Consider the following 23,022-nt stretch of genomic DNA (forward strand, 5'->3'; position numbering starts at 1 on the left):
CCGTACCCGCCCAGCTCGCCGAACTGCTCGCAGCGCGGCTCGGGTTGACCGGGCCGCGGCTGGCCTTCACCAACGCCTGCGTCGCCTCCGCCGCCGCGATCATCCACGGCTGTCGGCTGATCTCCTCCGGGCGGACCGACGTGGCGGTCTGTGGCGGCGGCTACCTGGTGGAGGAGGAGACCTTCGGGAAGTTCGACTCCGGGCGGGCGCTGTCCCAGGACGGCATGGTGCGCCCGTTCAGCGCGGACCGCAGCGGGCTGCTGCTGGGCGACGGGGTGGCGGTCGTCGTACTGGAGTCCGCCGAGCACTCCCGGCGCCGGGGCGCCCGGCCACTGGCGTCGGTGGTGGGCTGGGGCACGGCCACGGACGCCCACCACATCGCCCAGCCGCACCCCGAGGGGGCGGGGCTGGCACGGGCGGCACGGCAGGCGATGCGACTGGCCGGCGACCCGGACGGAGCGGACCTCGGCTACGTCAACGCCCATGGCACCGGCACCAAGTACAACGACGGCGCCGAGACCCGCGGACTGCGCGCCGCCTTCCCGGACCGGGCGGAGTCGATACCGGTCAGCTCCACCAAGAGCACCACCGGCCACCTCCTGGAGGCGGCGGGCGTCGTGGAGTTCGTGATCACGCTGCTGGCCCTGACGGACGGCGTACTGCCGCCGACCGCCGGGTTCACCGCGCCGGACCCCCAGTGCGACCTCGACTACGTGCCGAACCGGCCGCGCAAGGCCGATCTGCGCCGGGCGCTCACCGTCAACGCCGCGTTCGGCGGCGCCAACACCGCACTCGTGCTGGAGCGGCCATGACGACCGGCGAGAAGTCCCCGCTCCGGGCCCCTCTCGGCATCCTCGCGACGGCGACGGCCACCCATGGCACCGGCCGGGACGACGACATCCCGCTGCCGCGGCTGCCCGGCTTCGTGGAGTCCGCGTTCAGCCCGCTGGCGTACGAGGTGAGCAGACAGTGCCTGACCGAACGGCCAGGTGACGGGTCCCGTACCGCCGTGGCGCTGGCCAGTCTTCTGGGCGACACCACCACCGCCGACCTGGCCAGCCGACGCATGGTCTCCGGCAAGGTACACAACCCGCTGCTGTTCATGCAGGCCACGCCCAACTCCGTACTGGGCCACACCAGCCGGGAGTTCCAGATCACCGGGCAGATGTTCAGCATCTCCACCTTCGACGACCCGGTGACCGAACTGCTGGCCATGGCGGATCTCCTGCTGGAGGACCCGGAGCTGGACCGCGTCCTGGTGCTGGGCGTGGAGTTGGGCGGCAGCGAACGGCTGGCCGCCATCCACCGGGAACTCACCGCCGACGGCGACAGCCCGGTACCGGACCTTCCCGCGTCCGCAGGTCTGGCGGCCGCTGTGCTGCTCAGCCGCCCGGGGGCCGGGGCACCGGTGACGATCCGTTCGGCCGAAACTCCCGGCACCGACACCGAAGCCGATACAGACGTCGAGGCCGTCGACCGTCCCGGCAGTATTCAGGGCCTGTTCGACCTGGCCGCCGCCCACCGACGGCTGCTGCGGGAGGGCAGGAACCTGCTCCTGCCCGGCCCCGCCGCGTTCGTCCTCACCACCGACACCGCCGACACCGCTGACACCGCTGACACCGCCGACGATACGGAGACCCATGCTCATCAGTAGGCAGGAGCGGGCGCGGATCTGCTCCGACACCGAACTGGGCGCCGGCAACGTCCTGGCACGCCTGAGGGCGTACGGCCGCCCGCTCGACGAACCCGTGCTGCGCACGGACGGCACCTGGCAGGCGCCCGACGGCAGTCGCCCCGAGGTGCTGACCCTCGGCGAGCTGTACGAGGCGGTCGAGACGTACGCGGGCTGGTACGCCGCCCACGGTGTACGGCCCCGCGACCCGGTCGCCCTCCACTCGTACTCCAGCGCCGAGTTCGCGGTGAACTTCCTGGCGCTGACGTCCCTCGGCGCGATCCCGTCGTTCGTCAACGGCAATCTGGCCCCGGAGACCGCCCGGGAGTACGTACGCCGCCAGGGCGCGGTCGGCGCGTTCACGGACGAGGCTCATCGCGAGGTGCTCGCGGACTGCGGGCTCGGCTTCCACGTCACCGCCGCCGGCATCCGCCCTGAGCACCGCGCGTCGCTGCCGCCGTCGTACCCGTACCGGCACGACCCGACCGACCCGGTGCTCATCTCGCACTCCTCCGGCACCACCGGCATGCCCAAGGGCGTGCCGCACACCCACCGGACCCTGATGTACGCCCAGTTGCACCGGCTGCGCTACTCCACCGGGACCGACATGGAGCGCACGCTGGTGGGGCTGCCGGGCGCGCACAACGCCATGGTGGCGACGCTGCTGTACTGCCTGCTGCTGCGCACCGACATCAAGCTCCTGTCCAGCCAGCGCGGCACCGACGTGCTGGACGCCGTCGAGGAGTTCCGGCCGACCACGGTGCTGGCCTTCGCCGGGACGTTCGGCGAGATGGCCGCCGAGGACCTGACGAGGCGTGACCTGTCCAGCGTGCAGGTGTGGTTCAACACCGGGGACGCGGCGCACGAGGCGCACATCCGCGCCCTGGTGCGGCACGGCAGTCACCAGACGATCGGCAGGGACCTGCGCCGTGTACGCGTCGACGGCTCGGTCTTCGTGGACGGGCTCGGCTCGTCGGAGGCCGGCTACTCCGTCTTCCACAACCGGCACACCAAGGACACCGACGCCTACTCGCGCTGCATCGGCAGACCGATCAGCTTCGCCGAGGCCGCCGTACTCTCGGAGGACGGCACTCCGCTGCCGCCCGGGCAGATCGGCCGCCTGGGCCTCAAGTCCCCGACGCTCACGCCCGGTTACTGGAACGACTCGCTGACCTGGAACCGGATGCGGCTCGGCGGCTACTGGCTCACCGGGGACCTCGCCCACCAGGACGAGGCCGGCAACTTCTACCACCTCGACCGCGCGCCGGACGCCGTCCGCACCCGGGCCGGCATCGTCTTCAGCACCCGCACCGAGGAACTCCTGCTGGCCGAACTGCCCGGGCTGGCCGACTGCACGGTCGTCGGCATCGCACCGGACGGCGTACGGGCGGACTGGGACGGCGACGGAGAGGGCGAGGCGTACGCGCTGCTCCAGGTGACCGGCGAAGAGGGTGCCGACGGAGAGAGGGCCGACGACGAGGCGTGGACCGAGCGCGTCAACTCCGTGCTGACGGCCGCCGGATACCCCCCGGTGCACCGGGCCCTGCGCATGAAGCCCGACGACGTGGCCAAGGGCGCCACCGGCAAGGTTCTCAAACGAGTGATGCGCGACAGGTTCGCCGCCGAGGAGCAGCACGCATGAGCACGAGTACAGCGGACGGCGACGGCGTGAACCACCGCGCCCGGGCGAGCGAGGCCTACCGGCTGTGGTGGCAGCACGACGCCAACTGGTACCAGGGAGTGGCCGCGCGGTTCGGACAGGATGCCGCCAACGAGATCAACGCCGAGGCCCTGCGCAAGATCGCCCTGCATGTCGCGCAGCGCGTCGGCCGCCTCTCCGGTCCGCTCCCCGACACCGGTGACCCCCGCAAGGACCTGGAGGAACTGCGCCGCCGCTACGACGACTGCGGCGACCGGATGTTCCCGCCGGAGCTGCGCAACGCCTCCACCGAGGTCGAGGACGACGACCTGATCGTGCTCACCCTGAAGCGGAGCTTCGCCGTCACGATGGTGCGGATGGCCGGTTCGCTGGAGGGCTACCGCTGCCCCTGCACGGACATCCACGCGGGCTGGTCGGAGGGGCTCGGCGTGAGCCTCACGGAGAACAGGGCCGAAAGCTGTCTGCGGGACGGCGACAAGGCGTGCCGTCTGCTGATGCGGGTCGCCACGCCCTTGACCGCCGGTGGGGAGGGCTGACGTATGCGCGTTCTGGTCGCCGGGGCCACCGGTGTGATCGGGCGTCCGCTGGTGGGCGCGCTGCGGGCGCGGGGCCACGAGGTGAGCGCACTGGTACGGGACGCGTCGCGGGCCCCGGAGGCGGACCGGGTCGTGGTCGCCGACGTCCTCGACCGGGAGGCGGTGCTGTCGGCGGTGTCGGCCGCCCGGCCCGAGGTGGTCGTCCACCAGTTGTCGGCGTTGCGGCTGCTGCGCGACGATCCTGCGGCGGCCTTCGCGCAGACCGCGCGGCTGCGCACGGAGGGCACCGCCAACCTGGTCGAGGCGGCCCGCGCGGCCGGAGCAGGGCGGCTGGTCGCGCAGTCCATCGCCTTCGCCGCCGCGCCGGAAGGGGCGCCGGTCCTCGACGAGGACGCGCCGCTGTACGTGGACGCCCCGGACCCCGGCTGGGCCGCCACCGTACGCGCCGTCGCCGAGTTGGAGCGGCTGGTGCTGGGCAACGGCCGGGACCTCGCCGGGGTGGCATTGCGGTACGGCACGCTGTACGGCCCCGGCACCGCGTACGCCGGTGACGGCGGCACCGGGCAGCGGGTGCTGGCCGGGAAACTCCCGCTGCCGGAGGGCGGGGCCGGAGTCACGTCGTTTCTGCATGTGGAGGACGCCGTGGGGGCCGCGGTGGCGGCGGTTGAGAGCACGGCCACCGGTGCCTTCCACGTGACCGACGACGAGCCTGCCCGCGCCGCGCGGTGGCTGCCGCACTACGCCCGTACGCTCGGTGCCCCGCGCCCACGCACGATCCCGACGGCGCTCGCGCCCCGGCTGCTGGGCTGGTTCATGGCCCATCAGCTGACCGCGGCACGCGGAGCGGCCAACGACCGGGCCCGTGCGGCACTGGGCTGGAAGCCGACGCACCCGAGTTGGCGGGACGGGCTGGGCCGCGGTCCTCGCGTCGCCCCTGAGGGAGAAGGCACTCGATGAGCACCCTGAGCACCACCGAGGGCCGGGCGGCGTCCTCCCGGTCGTGGCCGGTCCTCCTGGTCGTCGTCTGCGCCCAGATGCTGATCTGGCTGGACACCTCGATCCTGAACGTCGCGGTCACCACGCTGGCCTCCCCGGCCGAGGGCCTGGGCGCGACCCCCGCCGAACTGGAGTGGGTGGCGAGCGCCTACACCCTGGTCTTCGCCGGCACCCTCTTCGCGGGCGGCGCGCTCGCCGACCGCTTCGGCCCCAGGACCACCCTCCTGGCCGGTCTGGCCCTGTTCGGCGCCGCCTCCGCGGCCGGCGCGTTCGCACCGAACGCGGGCTGGCTGATCATGGCGCGCGCCTTCATGGGTGCGGGCAGTGCGCTGCTGATGCCCGCGACCCTGTCCGTCATCGTGCAGAGCACGCCGGAGGAGAAACGTACCCGGGCCATCGCGATCTGGAGCTCGTCCAGCGGACTGGGTGTGGCCGTCGGCCCGGTCGTGGGCGGGGCACTGCTCAGTCACTTCTGGTGGGGTTCGGTGTTCCTGGCCAACGTGCCGATCGTGGCCCTGTGTCTGGCCGGGGTGGTGGCGGTGGTGCCCGGTCTCAAGGGCTCCGGGCGCAGGATGCTCGACCTGCCCGGTCTCGCTCTGTCGGTGCTCGGCCTCGGCGGTGTGGTCTACGGGATCATCGAGCTCGGCAACGGACAGACCTGGTACGGGGCGCACGTCCTGCTCCCCTTTGTCGTGGGCGGCGCTCTGCTGGGCGCCTTCGTGGCCGGTCAGCGCAGGTCCCCGACGCCCAGTCTGGACCTGCGGCTCTTCAGCCGGCCCGGGTTCACGGCGGGCAGCGTGGTGCTGCTGATCGCGTTCATGGCGCTGGCCGGGCACCTGTTCTACGCGGCCTTCTACCTCCAGGGACCGCGCGGGCTCTCCCCCGCCGAAGCCGGAACCGTGATGCTCGCCGCCGCGGTCGGCATCGTCCTGGGCAGCCAGGCGTCCCCGGCGCTGAGCAGGCTGGTGTCGCCCCGGTGGACGATCGCGGCCGGTGTCCTGGCCACGGCGGCCACGTACGCCGGCTATCTGTGGTTCGACGGAGGGACCCCGATCACAGTCGTCGCCGCGTTGCTGTGGGTGCAGGGTTTCGGCATGGGGCTGGTCGGCACACCGGTCACGGCCGTGATGATGCGCGGGATTCCACCGCAGCTCACTGGCGCCGGATCTGCCGTCAACAGCGTCACGCGGCAGGTGGGCGGGGTCCTCGGGGTGGCGATGGCGGGCTCGATCCTCTCCGCCGTCTACCGGGACCGCATGGCGGACGCCGCCCTGCCGACCGGTCCGCGGGGGCTGTCGGGGGACACGGCCGAACAGGCCCGGACCTCGGCTGAGGCGGCCCGCTCACTGGCCGCTTCGCTGCGCCTGCCGGAACTGGCGGCCCTGGCCGACCGCGCCTTCCTGGACGCGATGTACGCGGCCACGTTCTGGACCGCCGTGCTGGCCTTCGTCGGGTTCGTGGTGACCGTCGTGGGGCTGCGCGCACGGGACAGCGACAGCGAGAGAAGCAAGGACAGCAGGACGGAAGGGAACTGACGTGGCGGGAACCAGGGAACGGTCACACGGCGCGAAGGCTCGATCGGTCTTCGTGACCGGGGGAAACAGGGGCATCGGGCTGGCCGTGGCCCGCCGTTTCGCGACGGCGGGAGACCGGGTCGCGGTGACCTACCGCGGTGACAGGCCGCCCGCGGGGGAGAACCTCCTCGCCCTGCGCTGCGACGTGACGGACGGTCAGCAGGTGGACCAGGCCTTCAAGGAGGCCGAAGCCGCCCACGGTCCGGTCACCGTCCTGGTCGCGAACGCGGGCGGCGCCCACGACCGGCTGCTCGTGCGGATGAGCGAGGAGGACTTCACCTCCGTCATCGACGCCAACCTCATCGGTGCCTTCCGGGTCGCCCGGCGGGCGGTGCGCGGGATGCTCGTGGAGGGTCACGGCCGTATCGTGCTGATGTCCTCCACGGCAGCACTGCACGGCGCCGCGGGGCAGACCAACTACGCGGCCGCGAAGGCGGGACTGATCGGTTTCGCCCGGTCGCTGACGCACGAACTCGGCGCCCGCGACATCACCTGCAACGTGGTGGCCCCCGGCCTGACCGACACGGACATGAGCCGCAGCCTCACCGAGGGACAGCGTCAGCACCTGCTCAGCCGGACCCCGGCGGGCCGCATGGCCCACCCTGACGAAGTCGCCGACGCGGTGGAGTTCCTGGCCGGTGCCGGTTATGTGCGCGGCGCCGTGATCCCGGTCGACGGCGGGGCCGGACTGGGCCACTGAACCATCGGAAGGTCGGGACATCCCGGGTGACCGCTCTCGCTCACGACATAGGTGCAGTTGGTGTACGTGTAGCTAGGTGCAGTTGGTGTACATGTAGCCAGAGCCGATGCTCATTCCGTCGGCCTTGCTCGTCACGTCGTCAGGAGCGTGCGACGTCGGCGTACCCGAGGGCATTGAGCCGGTCTCGTCGGGAACGACTGACGTCGCCTCGATGAGTCGCATGCAAGGATGCTGCCCGTGACCGGATCGTCTTCCTCGCCTGTCGCCGAGAGCACGCCTCACAACGACGGCCTGGGGCCCCGTGCCGCCGTCATGCTCGTGTTCGGGTCCTCGGCCGCAGTCCTGGTGGTGGAGATCGTCGCACTGCGGCTGCTGGCTCCCTACCTCGGCCTCACCCTCGAGACCAGCACCATGGTGATCGGCATCGCCCTCACCGCGATCGCCGTCGGCTCCTGGCTGGGCGGGCGCATCGCCGACCAGGTCAATCCCCGCCGGCTCCTGGGCCCCTCGCTCGGCGTATCGGGAGCGGTCGTGGCGCTCACCCCCGCAGTGCTGCGCAGCACTGCGGAGTGGGCACTGCCGATGCTCTTGTTCATCGCGTCGCTGACCATCCTCGTGCCGGGCGCGCTGCTCTCGGCGGTGACGCCGATCGTGACCAAGCTGCGGCTCACCAGCCTCGCCGAGACCGGAACGGTGGTCGGCCGACTGTCGGGCGTCGGAACCGTGGGCGCCATCGTCGGCACCGTCCTCACGGGCTTCGTCCTCGTATCGCGGTTGCCGGTCAGCGGCATACTGATCGGCCTCGGAACACTGCTGGTGGTCGGCGCGGCGCTGGTCGAGTGGCGAACGCGCGGGTGGACCGGCACCCCTGTCCTCGCGCTCGTGGTCATGGCCGGAGGCCTCGCCGCCACGGTCGCGCCCGGTGGCTGCGACACGGAGACCAAGTACCACTGCGCACGGGTGGTTGCAGACCCCGACCGGGACAGCGGCCGCACCCTCGTTCTGGACGGCCTGCGGCACTCCTACGTCGACGTCGACGACCCGACCTTCCTGGAGTTCGAGTATGTGCGCGCCATCGCGTCGGTGGTCGATGCCGCCTTTCCCGAGGGTGAGCCACTTGCTGCCTACCACGTGGGCGGCGGCGCGCTCACCTTTCCCCGTTACCTCGCGGCCACGCGGCCCGGGACACGCAGCCTTGTGTCCGAGATCGACAGCGGGGTCGTGCGCATCAACCGTGACCAACTCGGTCTGAAATCGGAAGCCGGTATCGACGTACGCGTCGAGGACGGCAGGCTCGGGCTGCGGCGACTGGACGCCGGCAGTCGTGACCTCGTCGTCGGCGACGCCTTCGGGGGTGTCAGCGTGCCGTGGCACCTCACCACGGCAGAAGCGATGACGAACGTACGACGGGTGCTCAACGAGAACGGCCTGTACGTCGCCAACCTCATCGATCACGGTCGCATGGACTTCGCGCGTGCCGAAGTAGCCACCCTCAGCGAGACCTTCGAGCACGTCGCCCTCGTCGGTGAACCCACCGATATCGGCCTCGACCCCACCGCCGCCCCCGAGGGCGGCAATCTGGTGGTGCTCGCCTCCAACCGAGCAGTCGACGTACGCGCGATTCAGGAAGCGTTGGACGCCCGGCAAACCGGCTGGAAGATCGCCACCGGTGACGACCTCACCTCCTGGACCGGCGACGCCCAACTGCTCACCGACGACTACGCACCCGTCGACCAGCTCCTCCAGCCCTCCAGCCCACGCAGCAGCCAGTGACTGTGGTTGCCTGATCAATGGGCTCACTCCCGAAGGTGCCCTCGGGACCGTCGTCGTGCCCGGCACCGACGCCGGCCGCAGCGTCCTGGAGTCGTCCTCCCCTGCCACCGCCGGTTCGCTGTACTCGGTGAACGACTATGGCGGGATGCCTTCTTGCTGCTCAGCCGTCGTGAATGACGGCGCGTAGGCGGACGGCGAAGGCATCGGGGTTGTCGACGAAGCCGGTGTGGCCGCCGGGGAAGGCGGCCGGCTCGGTGTCCAGCTCCTGGGCGAACGCGCGGGCGGTGCGGTCGCAGAGCTGTCCGGTGGAGTCCTCGCCGATGCCGACCACGATGCGGCAGGCCGCCTGACTCAGGGCGGCGAGGTTGGGCCGCCAGTAGGCGGAGGCCCGCATCTCGTGGGCGAACCAGCGGCGTTCGTCCGCGACCTGCTGTACGTCTCGCGCTCCGCCGAACATCTCCTCCACCACGGGCTCAGGGATGAAGACGCCGGCCTGGGCGAAGAACTTCTTCCACGCCCCGATCACGTCGCCGGCGAGATAGGCGGCGACGACCTCCTCGGTGCCGGCCCGCAGCTGCTCACGACCCTCCAGCAGTTCGATCAGCGGGGGCTCGTGGGCGATGACAGTGTGCACGAGCTCGGGGTGGGCCTGGGCGAGGGCCAACGCGCTGACCGCGCCGCCGCTGGAACCCACCACCACCGCCGGGCCCGCATCGACGTGGGTGATCAGCCGGGACAGGTCGTCGGCGCGCAGCCGCGGTGTCGAGTCCTGCTCGGGATCGTCAAGCCGACTGCGGTTGATGCCCCGCGGGTCGGTGGTGAGCACGGTGTGGTCGGCCGCGAGGAGGTCGGCCAGCGGGGCGAAGGCAGCGGCGTCCATCGGGGCGCCGACCAGCACGACGAGCGGGCCCTGGCCGCGCACCTCGTAGTGCAGGCGAGCGTCGGACACCTTGAGGGTTCGGGCGCCGGCGGTATCGGTCGCGTTGGTGAGCATGCATCCTCCAGCGGGGCTGAGATTGACTGTCGATCACTTCGACCTCTCTGCGGGTGCAGATTCATCGCTCGGGGAGAAGCTTTCCGCCCGTGGTGCGTGGGCTGCCTGTGCCGTGCACGGTCAGCAACACCATCCGCGGTCACCGTCCCCATGCGGACTCGTGACCGTGGAGGCGGGTAATTGCGTGCCGCTCAACCCGCAAGAGCCGGGGAACCGCATGACCTTGCCGGCCGCGGGCGGACGCGTGCCCGCCCAGCGCGGTGCGGCCGGGGAGCCGCACCGCGCCGTTTGCGTCACAGGGCGTCGAGCTGCCACTGCTGGTTGGTGCCGGTACCGACCGGCCACTGGATGACGCGGGCGCCGTCGGCCGAGGAGCCGCTGTCGACGTCCGCGCACCAGCCGTTGCGGACGTTGACGAGCCGGTAGTAGCCGTTGCCCGCGTCGACGAGCTTCCACCGCTGGTTGTCGGCGCCCGTGTCCTGCCACTGGATGAGCTGGGCGCCCTGGCCGGAGCCGCCGGGGTTGTCGAGGACTTTGCCGCTGTGTCGGGCGGCGAGGCGGAAGGAGCCGTCGGCGTTGGGCAGGAGCCGCCACTGCTGGTTGACGGCGTCCGAGGCTGTGTACTGGATGATCTTCCCGCCGTCGGCCGTGCTGGCGCCGGAGACGTCCAGGACCTTGCCGCTGCGCCGGTTGACCAGCCGGAACCAGCCGCTGAGCAGGGAGACGGTGATGTCCGTGCGCTGCCCGGCGGCCAGCGTGACCTTGCGCGCGTGGGTGCCCAGCGAGGAGGAGGCGACGGCCGCCGACGTGGTCACGGCCGTCATGCCACGGCGGCTGACGAGGGTGACGTCCTGGTTGACGGCGGAGGTGACGGACAGGGTGGCGGTGCGGGCTGACAGGTCCCAGCTGAAGGTATGGATACGGATGCGGCCGCGTGCCCGTACGCCCGTGATGGAGCCCTTGGCCAGTTGGTCGGGCAGGGCCGGGAGGAGCTCCAGGACGCCGGGGCGGGAGTAGATCAGTGCCTCGGCGAGTACGCCGGGGAGGGCGTGGGCGGCGTCGGCGTTGTAGATGTCGAGGTTCGGGTTGTGGGAGGTCATCAGCGACTTGAAGACCATGTTGTTGCCGATGATCTTCTTCAGGTTGTCGTAGACCTTGCCGCCGTCCTTGAGCCGGGCGCCGGCCAGGGCGCGGTGGAGGCTGCCGTGGGCGGAGATGTTCTGGTCGCCGCGCTTCTCCAGGGCCTTGAGCGCCGGGCGGACGAGCGAGGGCTCCTCCTCGGGGTTGATCTCGTGCAGCGGCCAGGCGCCGTACAGGTGCTGGATGTGCCGGTGGTTGTAGCGGTCGGTCAAGGCCGGCCAGGACCATTCGGCGAGCGCGCCGTCGCCGTTGACGCGGTAGTCGGGGATCTTCCGCAGCAGGGCGGTCCACCGGGCGACTCCCTGGCCGCTGCCCTGTTCGACGCCGAGGGTGTCGGCCGCGTCGATGGCGGCCCGCAGGGCGTGCTTGCCGGCCATGATGTCGCCGGTGGCGTTGATCGACAGGCACACGCCGGTGTTGCCGGGCGAGTTCTCCATGGAGAAGGACGGCACGAAGACCGACTTGCCGGCGGAGTCGGTGCGGGTGAGGAAGTCCTCGTAGAACAGGGCCAGTTCCATCAGGGCAGGCGCCAGCTTGTTCCGGTAGAAGTCGGCGTCGCCGGTGACCTCGTAGTACTCCAGCAGCGGGTAGAGCAGCCAGTCGGCTCCGCCGGTCCAACAGTGGCCCGGGAAGGAGCCGTTGTTGAAGTGCAGCATGTGCCCGTACTCGCCGTCCGTGCGGGAGGGGGCCAGGAAGCCGCGGGCGCCGTAGAGGTTGGTGGCGTTGGTGCGCCAGTCGTCGAGCTGGCCCAGAACCAGGTCGAAGTAGCCCTTCATGACGTCGGTGGTGTCGAGGATGTTGCCGCCCGCGACCTGGAGGTTGACGTTGGCGTCGGTGGTGAAGTCGTCGGCCCAGGCCCCGTTCCAGGAACCCGTCCAGATGCCGGTGAGCCGGGGCGGCAGGACGCCGCTGGAGCTGATGAAGAGGTAACGGCCCGAGTCGTAGAGCCGTTCCAGCAGGGCGAGGTCGATGACGCTGCGGTCCGCGTTCTGGCGGGCTGTCAGCTCACTGACCGAGAGTTTGCGGTCGGCGTCGGACACGCCCAGGTCGAGGCGGGAGCGGTCGTACAGCCCGCTGTGGAGGGCGGTGTGCGCGGAGCGCAGGGTCGCGTAGTCGGCGCCGAGCGCGGCCAGTTCGGCGTGCAGCGGCTCGGAATCCCACGCGGTGGAGGACTCGTAGCGGCCCAGCTTGGTCAGCAGGACCACTCTGGTCGCCCTGGCCACCACGATGGTGGAGCCGCTGACGCTGACGGAGGCGCCCGAGCCGGAGGCGACGACCCGGGTGACGCCCTCGTAACCGAAGGCCCCTTGCCCGGAGGGGTAGGTGCCGCGCAGGTTCAGGTAGCCGTTGCCGTTGCTGACGGTGGCGCGGGTGGCGAAGCTCATGCTGGTGGGCACCCCGGCGAGCGCGGTGTGGACGCTCAGCGTGGTGTCGACCGTGCGGCCGGGGGCGGGGATCAGCTCGTGGACGATTACGTTGTCGGCGCGGGAGACGAAGGCTCTGCGGGTCCAGGTGCCGTACCGGTCGGTCCAGCTGGAGCTGACCTCGCCGGTGCGGAAGTCGGTGACCCGGCCGTAGTCATTGACGGTGGTCATGCCCGGGGTGGCGATGTGCAGTTCGTACGCGGGGTGGTACGTCTGCGTCCAGCGCAGCGACCACCCGGCGGCGAAGTCGCGGTTGGCGCCCGAGTAGTCTCCGGCGAGCGCCTTGTCGCGCACGCCTTCCAGACGGCCGGAGATGACCGGTGGTTTCACGGTGCGGGTGCCGTTCGGGAGCACCAGTCGGTGGTGGTTGAAGACCACTTTCTCCAGCGTGGCCGCCCCGTGGAGGATGGCTCCGTACTCGCCGTTGCCGGTGAGGAAGCCGTCGGTCCAGGAGGAGGCTGGGGAGGTGTCGTAAATGCCGCGGTCGGGGAGGGTGATCTGGGGCGGCACGGCTGCCGCGGCCCTGCCCGAGAGGGCACCGCCGGGGAAGGCGGCGGCTCCGGCGGTCAGTGCGGCGGCGGTCAGGAAGCGCCTGCGATCCATGGAGTGGTCCACTGCGCAAACTCCTATGTCTGCTGAGGGGGGTGTGGGATCCGGGCAGCGGCGGGCCTGCGATCGGTGGCGGGGACCAAGGGGCAGATGACGGCGGCGCAGGCCAGGAAGAGCAACACGAGCCGGTACCCAGTCGGTCTCGGTGTGTCCGCCCGTGGGAGAGCGGCGGATCGTGCCCGCGTCGTGGCACCCGTTTGCTCGACAAGGCATAGGACTCTCCGTGTCGTCCATGACCACGTGGCAGACGAGCGGACGACGTCGCGGTCGGCACCGGCCCCGTGAGGTGATCCCTCGTATGGGGTGTGAGTGTGTCCCGGCGGCCCGCTCGATGGCGGGGCCGCCGGGGCACACGGTCAGGACAGAGTCCAGGTCTCGCTGTTCACGCTCGCGCTTGCACCGAGCTCCTGGTCGACCGCCGCTCCCTGGGCGGTCGAGCCCGCGACCCCGATGTGCAGGCCGCTGCCGATGTTCACCAGCATGTAGTTGCTGCCGGTGTAGCTGCCGGTCAGGTCGAGGGGCTGTCGATGTGCATGCACATCACGTACGTGCTGGTCGACGCGTTGTGGATGACCTTCGGCCGCTCCACGATCCGGCTGGGGCCCAGGTCGCCGCTGCTCTGCCTGCTCAGGGCCTGACCCCGATGGGTCCAGTTGCCGAGGTCGGTCGAGGTGTAGCAGGGGGATGTTCTCGAACGACGTGTCCGCCGACGTCTTGCCGGTCTTGTCCTCGCCGAAGCCGTACCAGGTGTCGCCGACCTTGATGATGCCGAGCCCGTGCAGCTGGAGCGGGTTGCGGTTCTGGTCGGTCCGTGCGGCGCCCGTCGTGAAGGTCACGGTGGCCGCGTGTGCCTGCGTGGCGGGCACGAGCAGGGCGGCGAGGGTGCCCAGCAGAGTCAGGAACGCGGCCATGGCGGTCCGCCCTCGGGCGCGCGGTGGCGGTGGCGGTGCGTGCGATGTGTCGGCGGGCACGCTGTCACCTCTCTGTTGCGGATCGGGGGGCGGGAGTGTTGGTCGAACAGTGAGGTTGGGGTCCTCGGGGCGTGATGGAGCAGCGTGCCGGCCGTGGGGTGGTCAGGATCGGCCGGCGCGTTGGTCAGCCGGTGACGCGGTGGAAGGTCCATCGCTGGTTGGAGCTGCCGACGTCGCGGTACTGGATCAGCGCGGCACCGTCGGCCATACTGCCTCCCTTGACGTCGAGCACCTTGCCGCTGTTGCGGTTGACCAGGGCGAACTCGCCACCGGTCTGCGGGCGCAACTGCCACTGCTGGCTCGCCCGGCCGTTGGCGGTCGCCTGCACGACCGCCGCGCCGTCCGCCGTCGAGGACCCGGCGACGTCCAGCACCTTCCCGCTGCTGACGCACATGACGGTGTGGTAGCCGTCCCCTGTGGACTGGAAGGCCCAGTGCTGGTTCGACTTGCCGGTGTCGGGCCACTGGATCACGGCGGCGCCGTCCGCGTTCGACGCACGGAAGACGTCGGCGGCCTTGCCGCTGCGCACGCTGACGCACTTGTAGGCCCGGGTGGGCGCGAGCGTGTACTGCACCGAGTCGACGTCGACGTGGCCGGTGCCGTTGGGGTTGTAGGTGTAGATGCCGACCCGGTCACCGCGGTAACCGCCCCAGGTCAGCTGGTAGGTGCCACCGAACACGGTGAACGTGGTCCCGTCGAGGCTGTAGGAGAACCGGCTGACGCCGTTGATGTCCCACGAGGTGCGCAGCCACAGGGCGTTCTGGGTGATCTCCGGACCGTTGGTCACGGTGCCGCCGACGTTGTGCGCGATCGTTGTGGTGGTCCCTGAGCACCGGACACCCAACCCGGCATAGGTCGCCGCGTAGTGGCACAGCCCGGCGTGCTGGCCGTCGGCGAGGCCGGCCAGTTCGAGGCGTACGGTCACCGTCGCGCCGCCCTCCGTGCGCAGCACCCGTTGGGTGAGGGTGTTCCCGGCCTTGGTCAGGTTGTCGGCCGCCAGTGGTGCGAACGCCTTCAACCGCAGGTGGCCGGGGCGTTCGGTCAGCGACCACCGGTCCGCGCGCGGCTGGTAGTGCCACTCCCACTGCGGCCCCAGGCGGGTGTCAGTGAACCGGTCGCTGGTCACCACGGGGGGCAAGGCATCGACCGGCAGACCGGGCGTGCCGCCGGCGGGCACCCGGCCGGTCCACACCATGGTGCCGATGCCGTCCGCGCCCACCTCACCCAGGATCGGCCAGCCGTCCACCCAGGTCACCGGCAGCAGGGACAGCACGCGCCCCTCCCAGCGGCCGTGGCCGTGATGGGTCACGAAGTACCAAGCCCCGCCCGGAGCCTGCACCAGCCCGCCCTGGTTGGGCTCGCGGTCCACCGAAGTGTTGACGTGCAGCAACTGCCGGGTCTCGAAGGGGCCGTGGAGGCTGGAGCCGCGGTTCATCATGAGCACCCGGCCCTCGGACTTCACCTCACTGAACAGGTGGTAGTAGACACCGTCGATCTTGTACAGCTTGTTGGCCTCGCTGCGCGACGACTGGTGGATGACGGTGGACGGGCCGACCAGCGACTTGCCGTCCGCGGACAGCTTGAACAGGTGCACCTTGTAGGCGTCCGCGTAGTGCGTGGTGACCAGGTAGCCCTGGCCGTCGTCGTCCCAGAACGGGCACACGTCGTTCCAGCCGGAGGTCCGCCATATGGAGTGCAACGGCTCCCACGGCCCGGTCGGCGACGGGGCAGACGTCATGAAGAAGCCTTCGTCGGGGGTGTTGAAGTACACCCGGTACCGCCCCGCGTGGTGGCGGATGGCCCCAGCCCACACGCCACGGCCGTAGCGGTTCATCCGGTCCCAGTTCAGCTCCGGTCCGATACGGGTGACATCGTCGACCGCGCCGCCGAGCGTCCGCCAGTTGACCAGGTCCTTCGAGTGCAGGACGGCCATGCCGGGCGAGTAACCGAACGTACTGGTGATGCCGTAGTAGTCGTCGCCGACCCGGATGCAGTCCCAGTCACTGAGGTCAGCCGGAATGATCGGGTTGACGAAGGTGCCGTCGCCCTGGTCGCCCCACGGACCGGCCAGAGGTGTGGCTGCCGCCGCCGTGCTCGGTGACAGCAGGCCCGGCAACACGAGCGCCCCGCCGCCGACCGCGGCGAGTCGGCCGAGCTGTCGTCTGGTGATGTCCACGATGTCCGTCCTCGGATAGGAGCCATCACATGTATGGGTGGTGTTTTTGACGCGAGTACCGGTGCGGAACTCCTCCTTGGTGCGGGCGTAGTACATGCGGTACTTGAACACGCCGTTCACCGTGGCGTTCGTCGCCCAGTACAGGACGCAGTCGTTGGTCTCGGGGTCGAACATCACCTCCGGCGCCCGAACATCACCTCCGGCGCCCACGCGTTCTTCCCGCCGGGGATCAGTCCGGCCGTGTGCGGTGCATGTCGCCGTGGTAACGGCGGGGCCGGGTACGCGAGCCGGTGCGTCGGCGGTGTGACGGCTGGTGCGGCGAAGTCACGACTGTCGCCCGGGTGGGGCGTTCGTGGTGGGGGCCTGTTCGCAGGGGCTCCTGTTCTCTCTGTCCAGGTTCGGCGGCCGTCACCTTCGGGGTGCGGCGATGTCAGCGGTGGGTCACCGAGTCTCCGCCTCTTGGTACTGACCGCTGTTGCGCCCGGCGGCTTTTTGTCCCGGCGCTCGGTGGGGGAAGCCTTCGTAGCCAACTCACCGCCGGACCGGTCACGTTGGGCGATATATCGAACACCGTTCGTAAGATCGGGCAGACATTAAGTCCGGGAAACAGGGTGCGTCAATACATCCGGCATCCACACTCCCTCGAACCTGCAAAAGAGGAGGCCGACGCTCAGCCCCCTGAGCGTGGCGCGCGACGAGAAGCGCGGCGAGGCACCCCGTATGACGTGATGGACGGCGACCAGGCCCACCGCTGAATCAGCACGGGAGATCAAGGCCGGCGCCTGCACCACTTCCTCGCACCCGTCGGCCCCCTGCGGCGCCTCGGTCGACACGTCCACCGGCACCGGCACCGGCACCGGCACCGGCCGCATGGCGTCCTGCACGGCCTCCCGGCAACGGCGCCAGGCGCCAGGCGCCAGATACGAGGCGCCCGTTCACGCAGACCGCCGCGGGCGAACTCCGCCTCCTGGGCAACCGCCTCGCCGTCGCCGACGACGGCACCACCGTGGGCACCGAGCTCATTCCGGGGGCCCGCAACGGCAATTGCCTCGCTCGTCGGAAATCGATTTGACCAGAACTGGCCGACTCTCTTGACGTGCTCGTGGCGGGAAGTTTAGCTTCTGGTCGAAGTTACGCACAACGTTCGACTTTTCGAACAAGCGCTCTCGGGGAGCCGCCCGTGTTGCGCACCCGTCATCGGCTTACGCCGGGGCAGCTCCGCCGACGCTGCCCTTTCACCCCTCACCCGGCTACGGCGATCGCGAGTGCCTCGACCACACCGTCACTTGATCGTCGCACCCGCATATGGACAGGAGACGCACATGCCTGCGGTTCTCTCCCTGCCGGCGGCGACAGAGGCCGCCGCCGACCCAGGCTGTCTGATGACGCGCCTCGTCAGGAAGGGAGCGACTGGCCGACAGATGACTCGCCGTACGGCGCGGACGGTCTGAACCGACCGATCTCAACGGTGGCGGGATGACCCTGTGTTCCACGGTGGGCACAACGCGCGGGGTGCGCGACCCCGCACTCATACGTTCGCCCGACGGCAGCAAGTACTACGCCTTCCAGCTGAACCTCGAAACGATCACCAACGTCGCAGGGCGCAGCGACGCCACCTTGCGCGTGACGGACTGACCTGACGGACCCGCGGTGCCCTCCCGCTCCTTCGCGTTCGAGGGAAGGGCGCCGGTGTCGCACGCATGTGAGAACCACGCAATCGAGAGGAAAGACCGTGCTGGCAAGACTGATCAGGAGAGCGGCGTTTCTAGTCGCTCTGGTGGCGCTGGCCACGGGAGTGGCCCTGCCCGCGCAGACGGCCGCGGCGGCGGACGCCGACTCCGCCTATGTGATGGGCTATTTCAAGGAGTCGCTCAGCGGCGCGGGCAACGTCAACGCCCTGCACCTCGCCGTCAGCAACGACGGCAGGGAGTGGACGCCGCTCAACGACAACAACCCGGTCCTCACCCCCACCGCGGGCACCAAGGGCATCCGCGACCCGTTCCTGTACCGGCTGCCCGACGGCAGCTGGGTCGTGCTCGCGACCGACATCCCCGTGGGCGGCGACTTCACCAAGGCCAACCCGAACATCCACGTCTGGACCTCGCCGGACCTGGTGAACTGGTCGGCGGACCGGCTGTTGAAGGTCAATGGCACCAACCCGAACTCGTACAGCTGGGCTCCGGCCATCCACTGGGACCCGGTCCGAAAGGCCTACGGCATCACGTTCTCCACCGTCCCGCAGGGCAAGTCGTACGCGGTGATCGCCGTCTCCTACACGACCGACTTCGTCACCGCCACCGACCCCGTGGTGTTCCACGACGCGGGCTCCGGCATCATCGACTCCCACGTCGTCACCGGCGTCAACGGCTCCAACTACCTCTACTACAAGAGCAACGCGACGGGCCGGCTGGTCGGCGCGCGCTCGACGTCGGTGGAACCGCGCAGCTTCACCAAGTACACCGACGGTGTCGCCGAGAACCGGTGCACCGAGGCCCCCACGCTGGTGAAGTCGCTCACCTCGTCCACCTGGTCGCTGTGGGGTGACGCCTTCTGCCCCAACGCGAAGTTCGACCTGTGGGAAGGCGACCTGGTGTCGGGGGCGTGGACCAAGGTCGGCCGCCAGTCGTACACCGCACCGCTGAACGCGAAGCACAACACCGTCCACCCGATCACCGCCGCCGATCGCGACCGCCTCCTCGCCCGGTACGGCGGCACCAGCTGGAACCTCCTGAAGTCGTACAACTTCCCCGGCCACTACGTCCGCCACGAGAGCAACGCCGGCCGGATCAGCGAACTGCCCTTCGATCCCTACCAGGACGCGCAGTGGCGGCTGCGGCCCGGCCTGTCCGACCGCAACGGCGTGTCGTTCGAGTCGGTCAACTTCCCCGGCTTCTACCTGAAGCAGGAGAACTTCGCGATCAAGCTGGTCCGCAACGACGGCACGGCGGGCTTCGCCACCGACGCCACGTTCCACCGCGTCGCCGGCCTCGCCGACGGCAAGTGGTCGTCGTTCCGCTCAGCCCGCTTCCCGACCCGCTACCTGCGGCACTTCGGGTTCGCCCTGCGGCTCGACGAGATCTCGACCGCGACCGGCCGCGCCGACGCCACCTTCAACATCGTCCACTGACCCACCGGACGAGCCCACCGTGCCCGGCCGCTTGGCCCTCACCAAGCGGCCGGGCAGGGGCTCCCGTCATGAACTCGCTGCTATCGGGGACTCATCAGTGAGCCTTCATCAACCCACCGCACGGGCACGGAGCCGATCCACTGTTCCGCTGTTTCGGCAGTGACCACGACCAGGCCGAGGACCCGCCGATATGGGCCTCGGCACCCCGGTACGCGCCGCCCGCTCGCGTACGCGACCATCACTGCCGAAGGCGTGGCCGCGGGCCTGCTGTTGCTGCCCGGCACGCGGGCCGGTGTGAGGAAGTGAGGCTGTCGCACGGCTCCTTCGAGGGCGAAGGACGACGGCCTCGTTCGCCAGGGGAAGTGCCCGCCCCTGGACGGTTGCTACGACATGTGCGAGGTGGGACCGGACCGGCCGGATGGCTCAGGACCGGAGGGTGACCCCGAACCGGGTCTTCATCCGCCGCAGTTCCCAAAGCGAGACGGCGGTCACCGTCAGCGGCCCGCCCAGCGTCGAGCAGAACTGGACGACGGGAGGGCCCGTCGGCATGCCGTCGCCGATCAGGCTGAAGGCCGCGAACACCCACACCAGCGTCGTGGTGAGGACGGGCGGCAGCATCGGGTGGACCTGGGCGCTGTTGAAGGCACTGCGGGCCGAGTACAGCGACGCCATGAAGAAGAAGGGAAAACCCCACACGATCACGATCAGCGAGGCGACGGCCAGTACGTACTCCCACCAGCTCTTCCCGTCGTCGGCGTTGACGGTGAAGGCCGTCGGGACGAGGACTCCGCCGATGACGACCAACGTCAGCACGTACCAGCCGACCGACTTGAGCGGAGCGCGCAGCCGGGAGCGCAGATGCGGCCGCAGATGAGGGGGCGCGTAGTAGATGAATCCGATGATGACCAGGGGCGCGGCGATGATCAGCACGAACGGGGCGAGGATGAGTTGGGCGGCACCGCCCGCCGCCGCTTCCTCCCAGCGGTTCGGGTCCACGTTGTAGGCGAGGATCAGGGCGATGGTGGCGGCGGCACCGAGCACCGTGCGGGCCAGCTGGACGCGGTCCACGGTGCGGTCCTCGATCCGCCCGTCGCCCTCCTGCGCGAAGAGCCTGGTGGCAACGCGGTGCGCGGAGCGCAGGATCGCGCCGACGAGCCCGAAGCGAGAGCCGAACGACAGGCAGCCGCGGCGGCGGGCGGCAGGGCGCGGCGTGGGCTGCGGGCCGTAGGGGTAAAGGTTCGGGGTCGGGGTCGGGGTCGGGTAAGGAGGCTGGTTCGGGTACGGGCCCGGATTCGGTGGCGGCGGTCCGTACGGTGCGCCCCAGCCCTGGTTTCCCGGTCCGTTGCCGCCAGGCTGACCAGGGCCGTGTCCAGGCCCCCATCCCCCCGTAGCCATCTCTCTCCCCGTTGGTTCTGTGCCGGTTGCCGTGTCGCCCGGCGACATCGCGGCAGTGTAGTGACTCCTGGGGGACGGGGGCGGGCCACCCTCAGTCCTCGGGTGTGGCCGCCCCGAGACCGGTGAGGGCGCCGACCGGGTCGAGGTCGGGGGTGCCGCGGGGCCACCAGTCGTCGTGGCCCGGTTCGGATTCGTACGGGTACCACAAGCCGTCGCGACCGAGGCGGAGTTGGACATGGCCGCGGGGGTGGGTGAGCCGGTTGCGCCAGGGGCGGAAGGCGGGCAGGTCGGCGGCGAGGAGGAGAGGGCGGGCCCGGTCGAAGCGGCCGGCCGGCGGGTCCCAGGGCTCTTCGAGGACGGCGAGCCCTTCGAGACCGCCCTGGCGCCAGGCGGCGACCGCGCGGGCCAGCTCGGCCGGGGTGCGGTCGGCGGCGGCGGAGAGGGAGGAGTACAGGGATCGGGTGCCGGCGGTGAGGCCGGAACCGGGGCGGGCGGCGGCGAGCCGGACCGCGTCCTGCCACAGGGTCAGTTCGGCCACCGGGTCGCGGCCGGCGCTGAGCAGCGCGTGCGCGCGGGCGGCCGCGTCGGTCGCCAGCTGGTCCAGCGCGAAGGGGTCCGGGCCGCCGGGTGCCGCCGGGTAGACGGGTGGCTGCTCGGGATGCGGGGGCATGGGCAACGGGGCGGGGAGCGCGGGCAGTCGGCGCCCCGGCGCCAGGGCTTCGGTGGCCCTTACGCCGGCCAGGGGCGCGGGTCCCTGTTCCTGCGCGGCGCGGGCCGCGCGGGCGGCGCTCAGCCTGGACAGGGCGTCGAGCAGCCCGCGTTCGCCTCGGCCGCGCAGCAGGAGCAGCACGAAGGGGTCGGCGTCCAGCAGGCGTGCGGTCTGGTAACAGAGGGCGGCGGCGTGCTTGCAGGGGTGGCCGCGGTCGGGGCAACTGCAATGCGGTTCGAGGTCGCCGGGGCCCGGCAGCAGGGGCACTCCGCACTCGGCGAGGGTCTGCGGCATCTCCTTGTCCAGCAGCGCCGCGATGTGGCCCGGCCGCTCGGCCACGGCGTCCAGGAATCGCGTCCAGTCGGCGTCGTCCAGCGTCCGCAGCCGCACCTGCACGCGATACGGTCGCGGCCGGCTGCCCCGCACATACGCCAGCGCGAGCCCCGGTGTCACGGTGATCGCGTCGACGTGCCCTTCCTGCGCATAACCTCGCCCGCGCGCAAGCCGCTTGGCATCGAGCGCGCCCTGCTCCAGGGCGGCCACCCAGGCGTTGCCCCACCAGGTCTCGGCGAAGCGGTCGTCGTCCGAGGGGCGGGGTGGGAAGGCGGGGAAGGTACGGCGGAGTTCGCTGTCCCGGCCGGGGGCGGCCATGGATCGGGGGACCTGGGGTGTGGCTGGAGCGGCCGGAGCGGCAGGTCCCGCCGGGGTGCCGGGTGTGGAAGGCGTGGCCGGGTGGTCCCCGTGGGGCGAGTCCGAGGTCGGCATCTGGAAGGCCCCGGCGAGCAACGTCCGAACGTCCCTGGCACGCAGGCTGTCGGAGCCGTCGCCGGCGGAACCGGTCCGTGCCGGCCGCCGCGAGGGTCGCGTGCCCCGGCCTCCTCGGCCGGCTTGTTCCGACTCTGCCCGCCGCCTCTCCCCCAGGGTGGCACGCAGGGCTTCACGGGCGGCGTCCGCGGGACGTGTGGAAGGTGGTGCCGCAGGGCGCGCCCCGCCCTGGTCGCCGGCCGCCCCCTCCTGATCGTCGGAGGGGGCGGCCAATGCCTCCTGGTCTGCGACGGAGGCGTCGGACACATCCCGGTCGGCACCGGAGGCGTCTACGGCGGGAGCACCGCACGACGCAGCCGGAACCCGGGCAGAGTCACCAGTCCCGTCCTCAGCTCCTTCGGCGCCCTCGCCACCGCTCCGCCTGGCGGTGACGGCACGCCGCAAGGCCGCACGGGCCGCATCACCCGGCCGACCTCCGCGGCGGGTGTGCTCGTCCATCGCCGACTCCTCGTCGGCAGAGACCGCCTGCTCCGCGTCCCGCCCCGGCGCTCCCTCCCGCCGTTCCCGCGCAGCCCGCAACGCCCGGCGCGCCATGTCGGCCGGTCGACGCACCGGCTCCCCTTCCCCGCCCGCTCCGCCCTGCCCCGTCGACTCCTCCGGCCCACTCAACTCGCGGCGCCCCGTCGACTCCCCCAACCCGCCAGACTCGCCGCGCCCCGTCGACTCCCCCAACCCACCAGACTCGCCGCGCCCCGTCGACTCCCCCAACCCACCAGACTCGCCGTACCCCCTCGACTCCCC

Annotated in this window: 18 protein-coding genes; 10 read left to right on the top strand and 8 right to left on the bottom strand. The window is 71.0% G+C overall.

The annotated features are described in order from the left end of the window. The 7 genes from KUM44_RS29585 to KUM44_RS29615 all read left to right on the top strand — a co-directional run. A partial coding sequence (locus KUM44_RS29585; RefSeq protein ID WP_254390265.1) for a beta-ketoacyl synthase occupies positions 1-812 on the top strand: 812 nt, incomplete at its 5' end. Next, positions 809-1,654, top strand: a complete 846-nt coding sequence (locus KUM44_RS29590; protein ID WP_217212772.1) for a hypothetical protein — start codon at positions 809-811, stop codon at positions 1,652-1,654. The genes KUM44_RS29585 and KUM44_RS29590, both read left to right, overlap by 4 nt. Further along, positions 1,641-3,314 carry a class I adenylate-forming enzyme family protein gene (locus KUM44_RS29595; RefSeq protein WP_217212774.1) on the top strand — a complete coding sequence of 558 codons (1,674 nt, stop codon included), beginning with the start codon at positions 1,641-1,643 and terminating at the stop codon, positions 3,312-3,314. The genes KUM44_RS29590 and KUM44_RS29595 overlap by 14 nt, the downstream gene beginning before the upstream one ends. Then, entirely contained in the window at positions 3,311-3,868 is a 558-nt protein-coding gene (locus KUM44_RS29600; protein WP_217212776.1) for a hypothetical protein, read from the top strand. The genes KUM44_RS29595 and KUM44_RS29600 overlap by 4 nt, the downstream gene beginning before the upstream one ends. Before the next feature lie 3 nt (positions 3,869-3,871). Then, a complete protein-coding gene (locus tag KUM44_RS29605) occupies positions 3,872-4,825 on the top strand; it encodes an NAD(P)-dependent oxidoreductase (protein WP_217212779.1) in 954 nt (317 codons plus the stop codon). Further along, positions 4,822-6,399 carry an MFS transporter gene (locus tag KUM44_RS29610; RefSeq protein ID WP_217212781.1) on the top strand — a complete coding sequence of 526 codons (1,578 nt, stop codon included), beginning with the start codon at positions 4,822-4,824 and terminating at the stop codon, positions 6,397-6,399. The genes KUM44_RS29605 and KUM44_RS29610 overlap by 4 nt, the downstream gene beginning before the upstream one ends. Position 6,400: 1 nt before the next feature. After that, complete coding sequence (locus tag KUM44_RS29615; RefSeq protein WP_217212782.1) at positions 6,401-7,138, top strand: SDR family oxidoreductase; 738 nt, start codon at positions 6,401-6,403, stop codon at positions 7,136-7,138. Between the two features lie 72 nt (positions 7,139-7,210). On the opposite strand, the gene KUM44_RS29620 is transcribed toward KUM44_RS29615, so the two are convergent. Continuing rightward, positions 7,211-7,360 carry a hypothetical protein gene (locus tag KUM44_RS29620; protein WP_217212784.1) on the bottom strand — a complete coding sequence of 50 codons (150 nt, stop codon included), beginning with the start codon at positions 7,358-7,360 and terminating at the stop codon, positions 7,211-7,213. A 15-nt stretch (positions 7,361-7,375) separates the two neighbouring features. Here KUM44_RS29620 and KUM44_RS29625 point away from each other — a divergent pair, with 15 nt between their 5' ends. Further along, positions 7,376-8,911 (top strand): fused MFS/spermidine synthase, encoded by a 1,536-nt coding sequence (locus tag KUM44_RS29625; RefSeq protein WP_308402756.1) that lies wholly within the window; start codon positions 7,376-7,378, stop codon positions 8,909-8,911. 160 nt (positions 8,912-9,071) lie between these two features. Here the strand turns inward: KUM44_RS29625 and KUM44_RS29630 are convergent, their stop codons facing one another. The 5 genes from KUM44_RS29630 to KUM44_RS29655 form a co-directional block, all read right to left on the bottom strand. Next, positions 9,072-9,905: an alpha/beta fold hydrolase gene (locus KUM44_RS29630; RefSeq protein WP_217212789.1), complete on the bottom strand. Its 834-nt coding sequence runs from the start codon at positions 9,903-9,905 to the stop codon at positions 9,072-9,074. Positions 9,906-10,198: 293 nt separating this feature from the next. After that, positions 10,199-13,072 carry a glycoside hydrolase N-terminal domain-containing protein gene (locus KUM44_RS29635; RefSeq protein WP_217212791.1) on the bottom strand — a complete coding sequence of 958 codons (2,874 nt, stop codon included), beginning with the start codon at positions 13,070-13,072 and terminating at the stop codon, positions 10,199-10,201. 362 nt (positions 13,073-13,434) lie between these two features. Beyond that, positions 13,435-13,989 (bottom strand): hypothetical protein, encoded by a 555-nt coding sequence (locus tag KUM44_RS29645; protein ID WP_254390266.1) that lies wholly within the window; start codon positions 13,987-13,989, stop codon positions 13,435-13,437. A gap of 184 nt (positions 13,990-14,173) precedes the next feature. Further along, a complete protein-coding gene (locus KUM44_RS29650; RefSeq protein ID WP_254390267.1) occupies positions 14,174-16,399 on the bottom strand; it encodes a family 43 glycosylhydrolase in 2,226 nt (741 codons plus the stop codon). Between the two features lie 419 nt (positions 16,400-16,818). Then, complete coding sequence (locus KUM44_RS29655) at positions 16,819-17,109, bottom strand: hypothetical protein (protein ID WP_217212795.1); 291 nt, start codon at positions 17,107-17,109, stop codon at positions 16,819-16,821. 592 nt (positions 17,110-17,701) lie between these two features. Between KUM44_RS29655 and KUM44_RS29660 the strand changes: the two genes are divergently transcribed. Both KUM44_RS29660 and KUM44_RS29665 read left to right on the top strand, forming a co-directional pair. Next, entirely contained in the window at positions 17,702-17,860 is a 159-nt protein-coding gene (locus KUM44_RS29660) for a hypothetical protein (RefSeq protein ID WP_217212797.1), read from the top strand. A gap of 97 nt (positions 17,861-17,957) precedes the next feature. Further along, complete coding sequence (locus tag KUM44_RS29665) at positions 17,958-19,352, top strand: glycoside hydrolase family 43 protein (protein ID WP_308402757.1); 1,395 nt, start codon at positions 17,958-17,960, stop codon at positions 19,350-19,352. Positions 19,353-19,775: 423 nt separating this feature from the next. Here KUM44_RS29665 and KUM44_RS29670 read toward each other — a convergent pair whose 3' ends face one another. Together KUM44_RS29670 and KUM44_RS29675 are read right to left on the bottom strand one after the other, a co-directional pair. After that, a complete protein-coding gene (locus tag KUM44_RS29670) occupies positions 19,776-20,420 on the bottom strand; it encodes a hypothetical protein (protein ID WP_308402758.1) in 645 nt (214 codons plus the stop codon). A gap of 418 nt (positions 20,421-20,838) precedes the next feature. Then, the gene (locus KUM44_RS29675) at positions 20,839-22,815 is read right to left on the bottom strand and encodes an SWIM zinc finger family protein (protein WP_217212824.1); all 1,977 of its coding nucleotides are present in this window, start codon (positions 22,813-22,815) and stop codon (positions 20,839-20,841) included. Positions 22,816-23,022: the final 207 nt, after the last annotated feature.

Source organism: Streptomyces sp. AC550_RSS872, assembly GCF_019049285.1.
Taxonomy (GTDB): domain Bacteria; phylum Actinomycetota; class Actinomycetes; order Streptomycetales; family Streptomycetaceae; genus Streptomyces.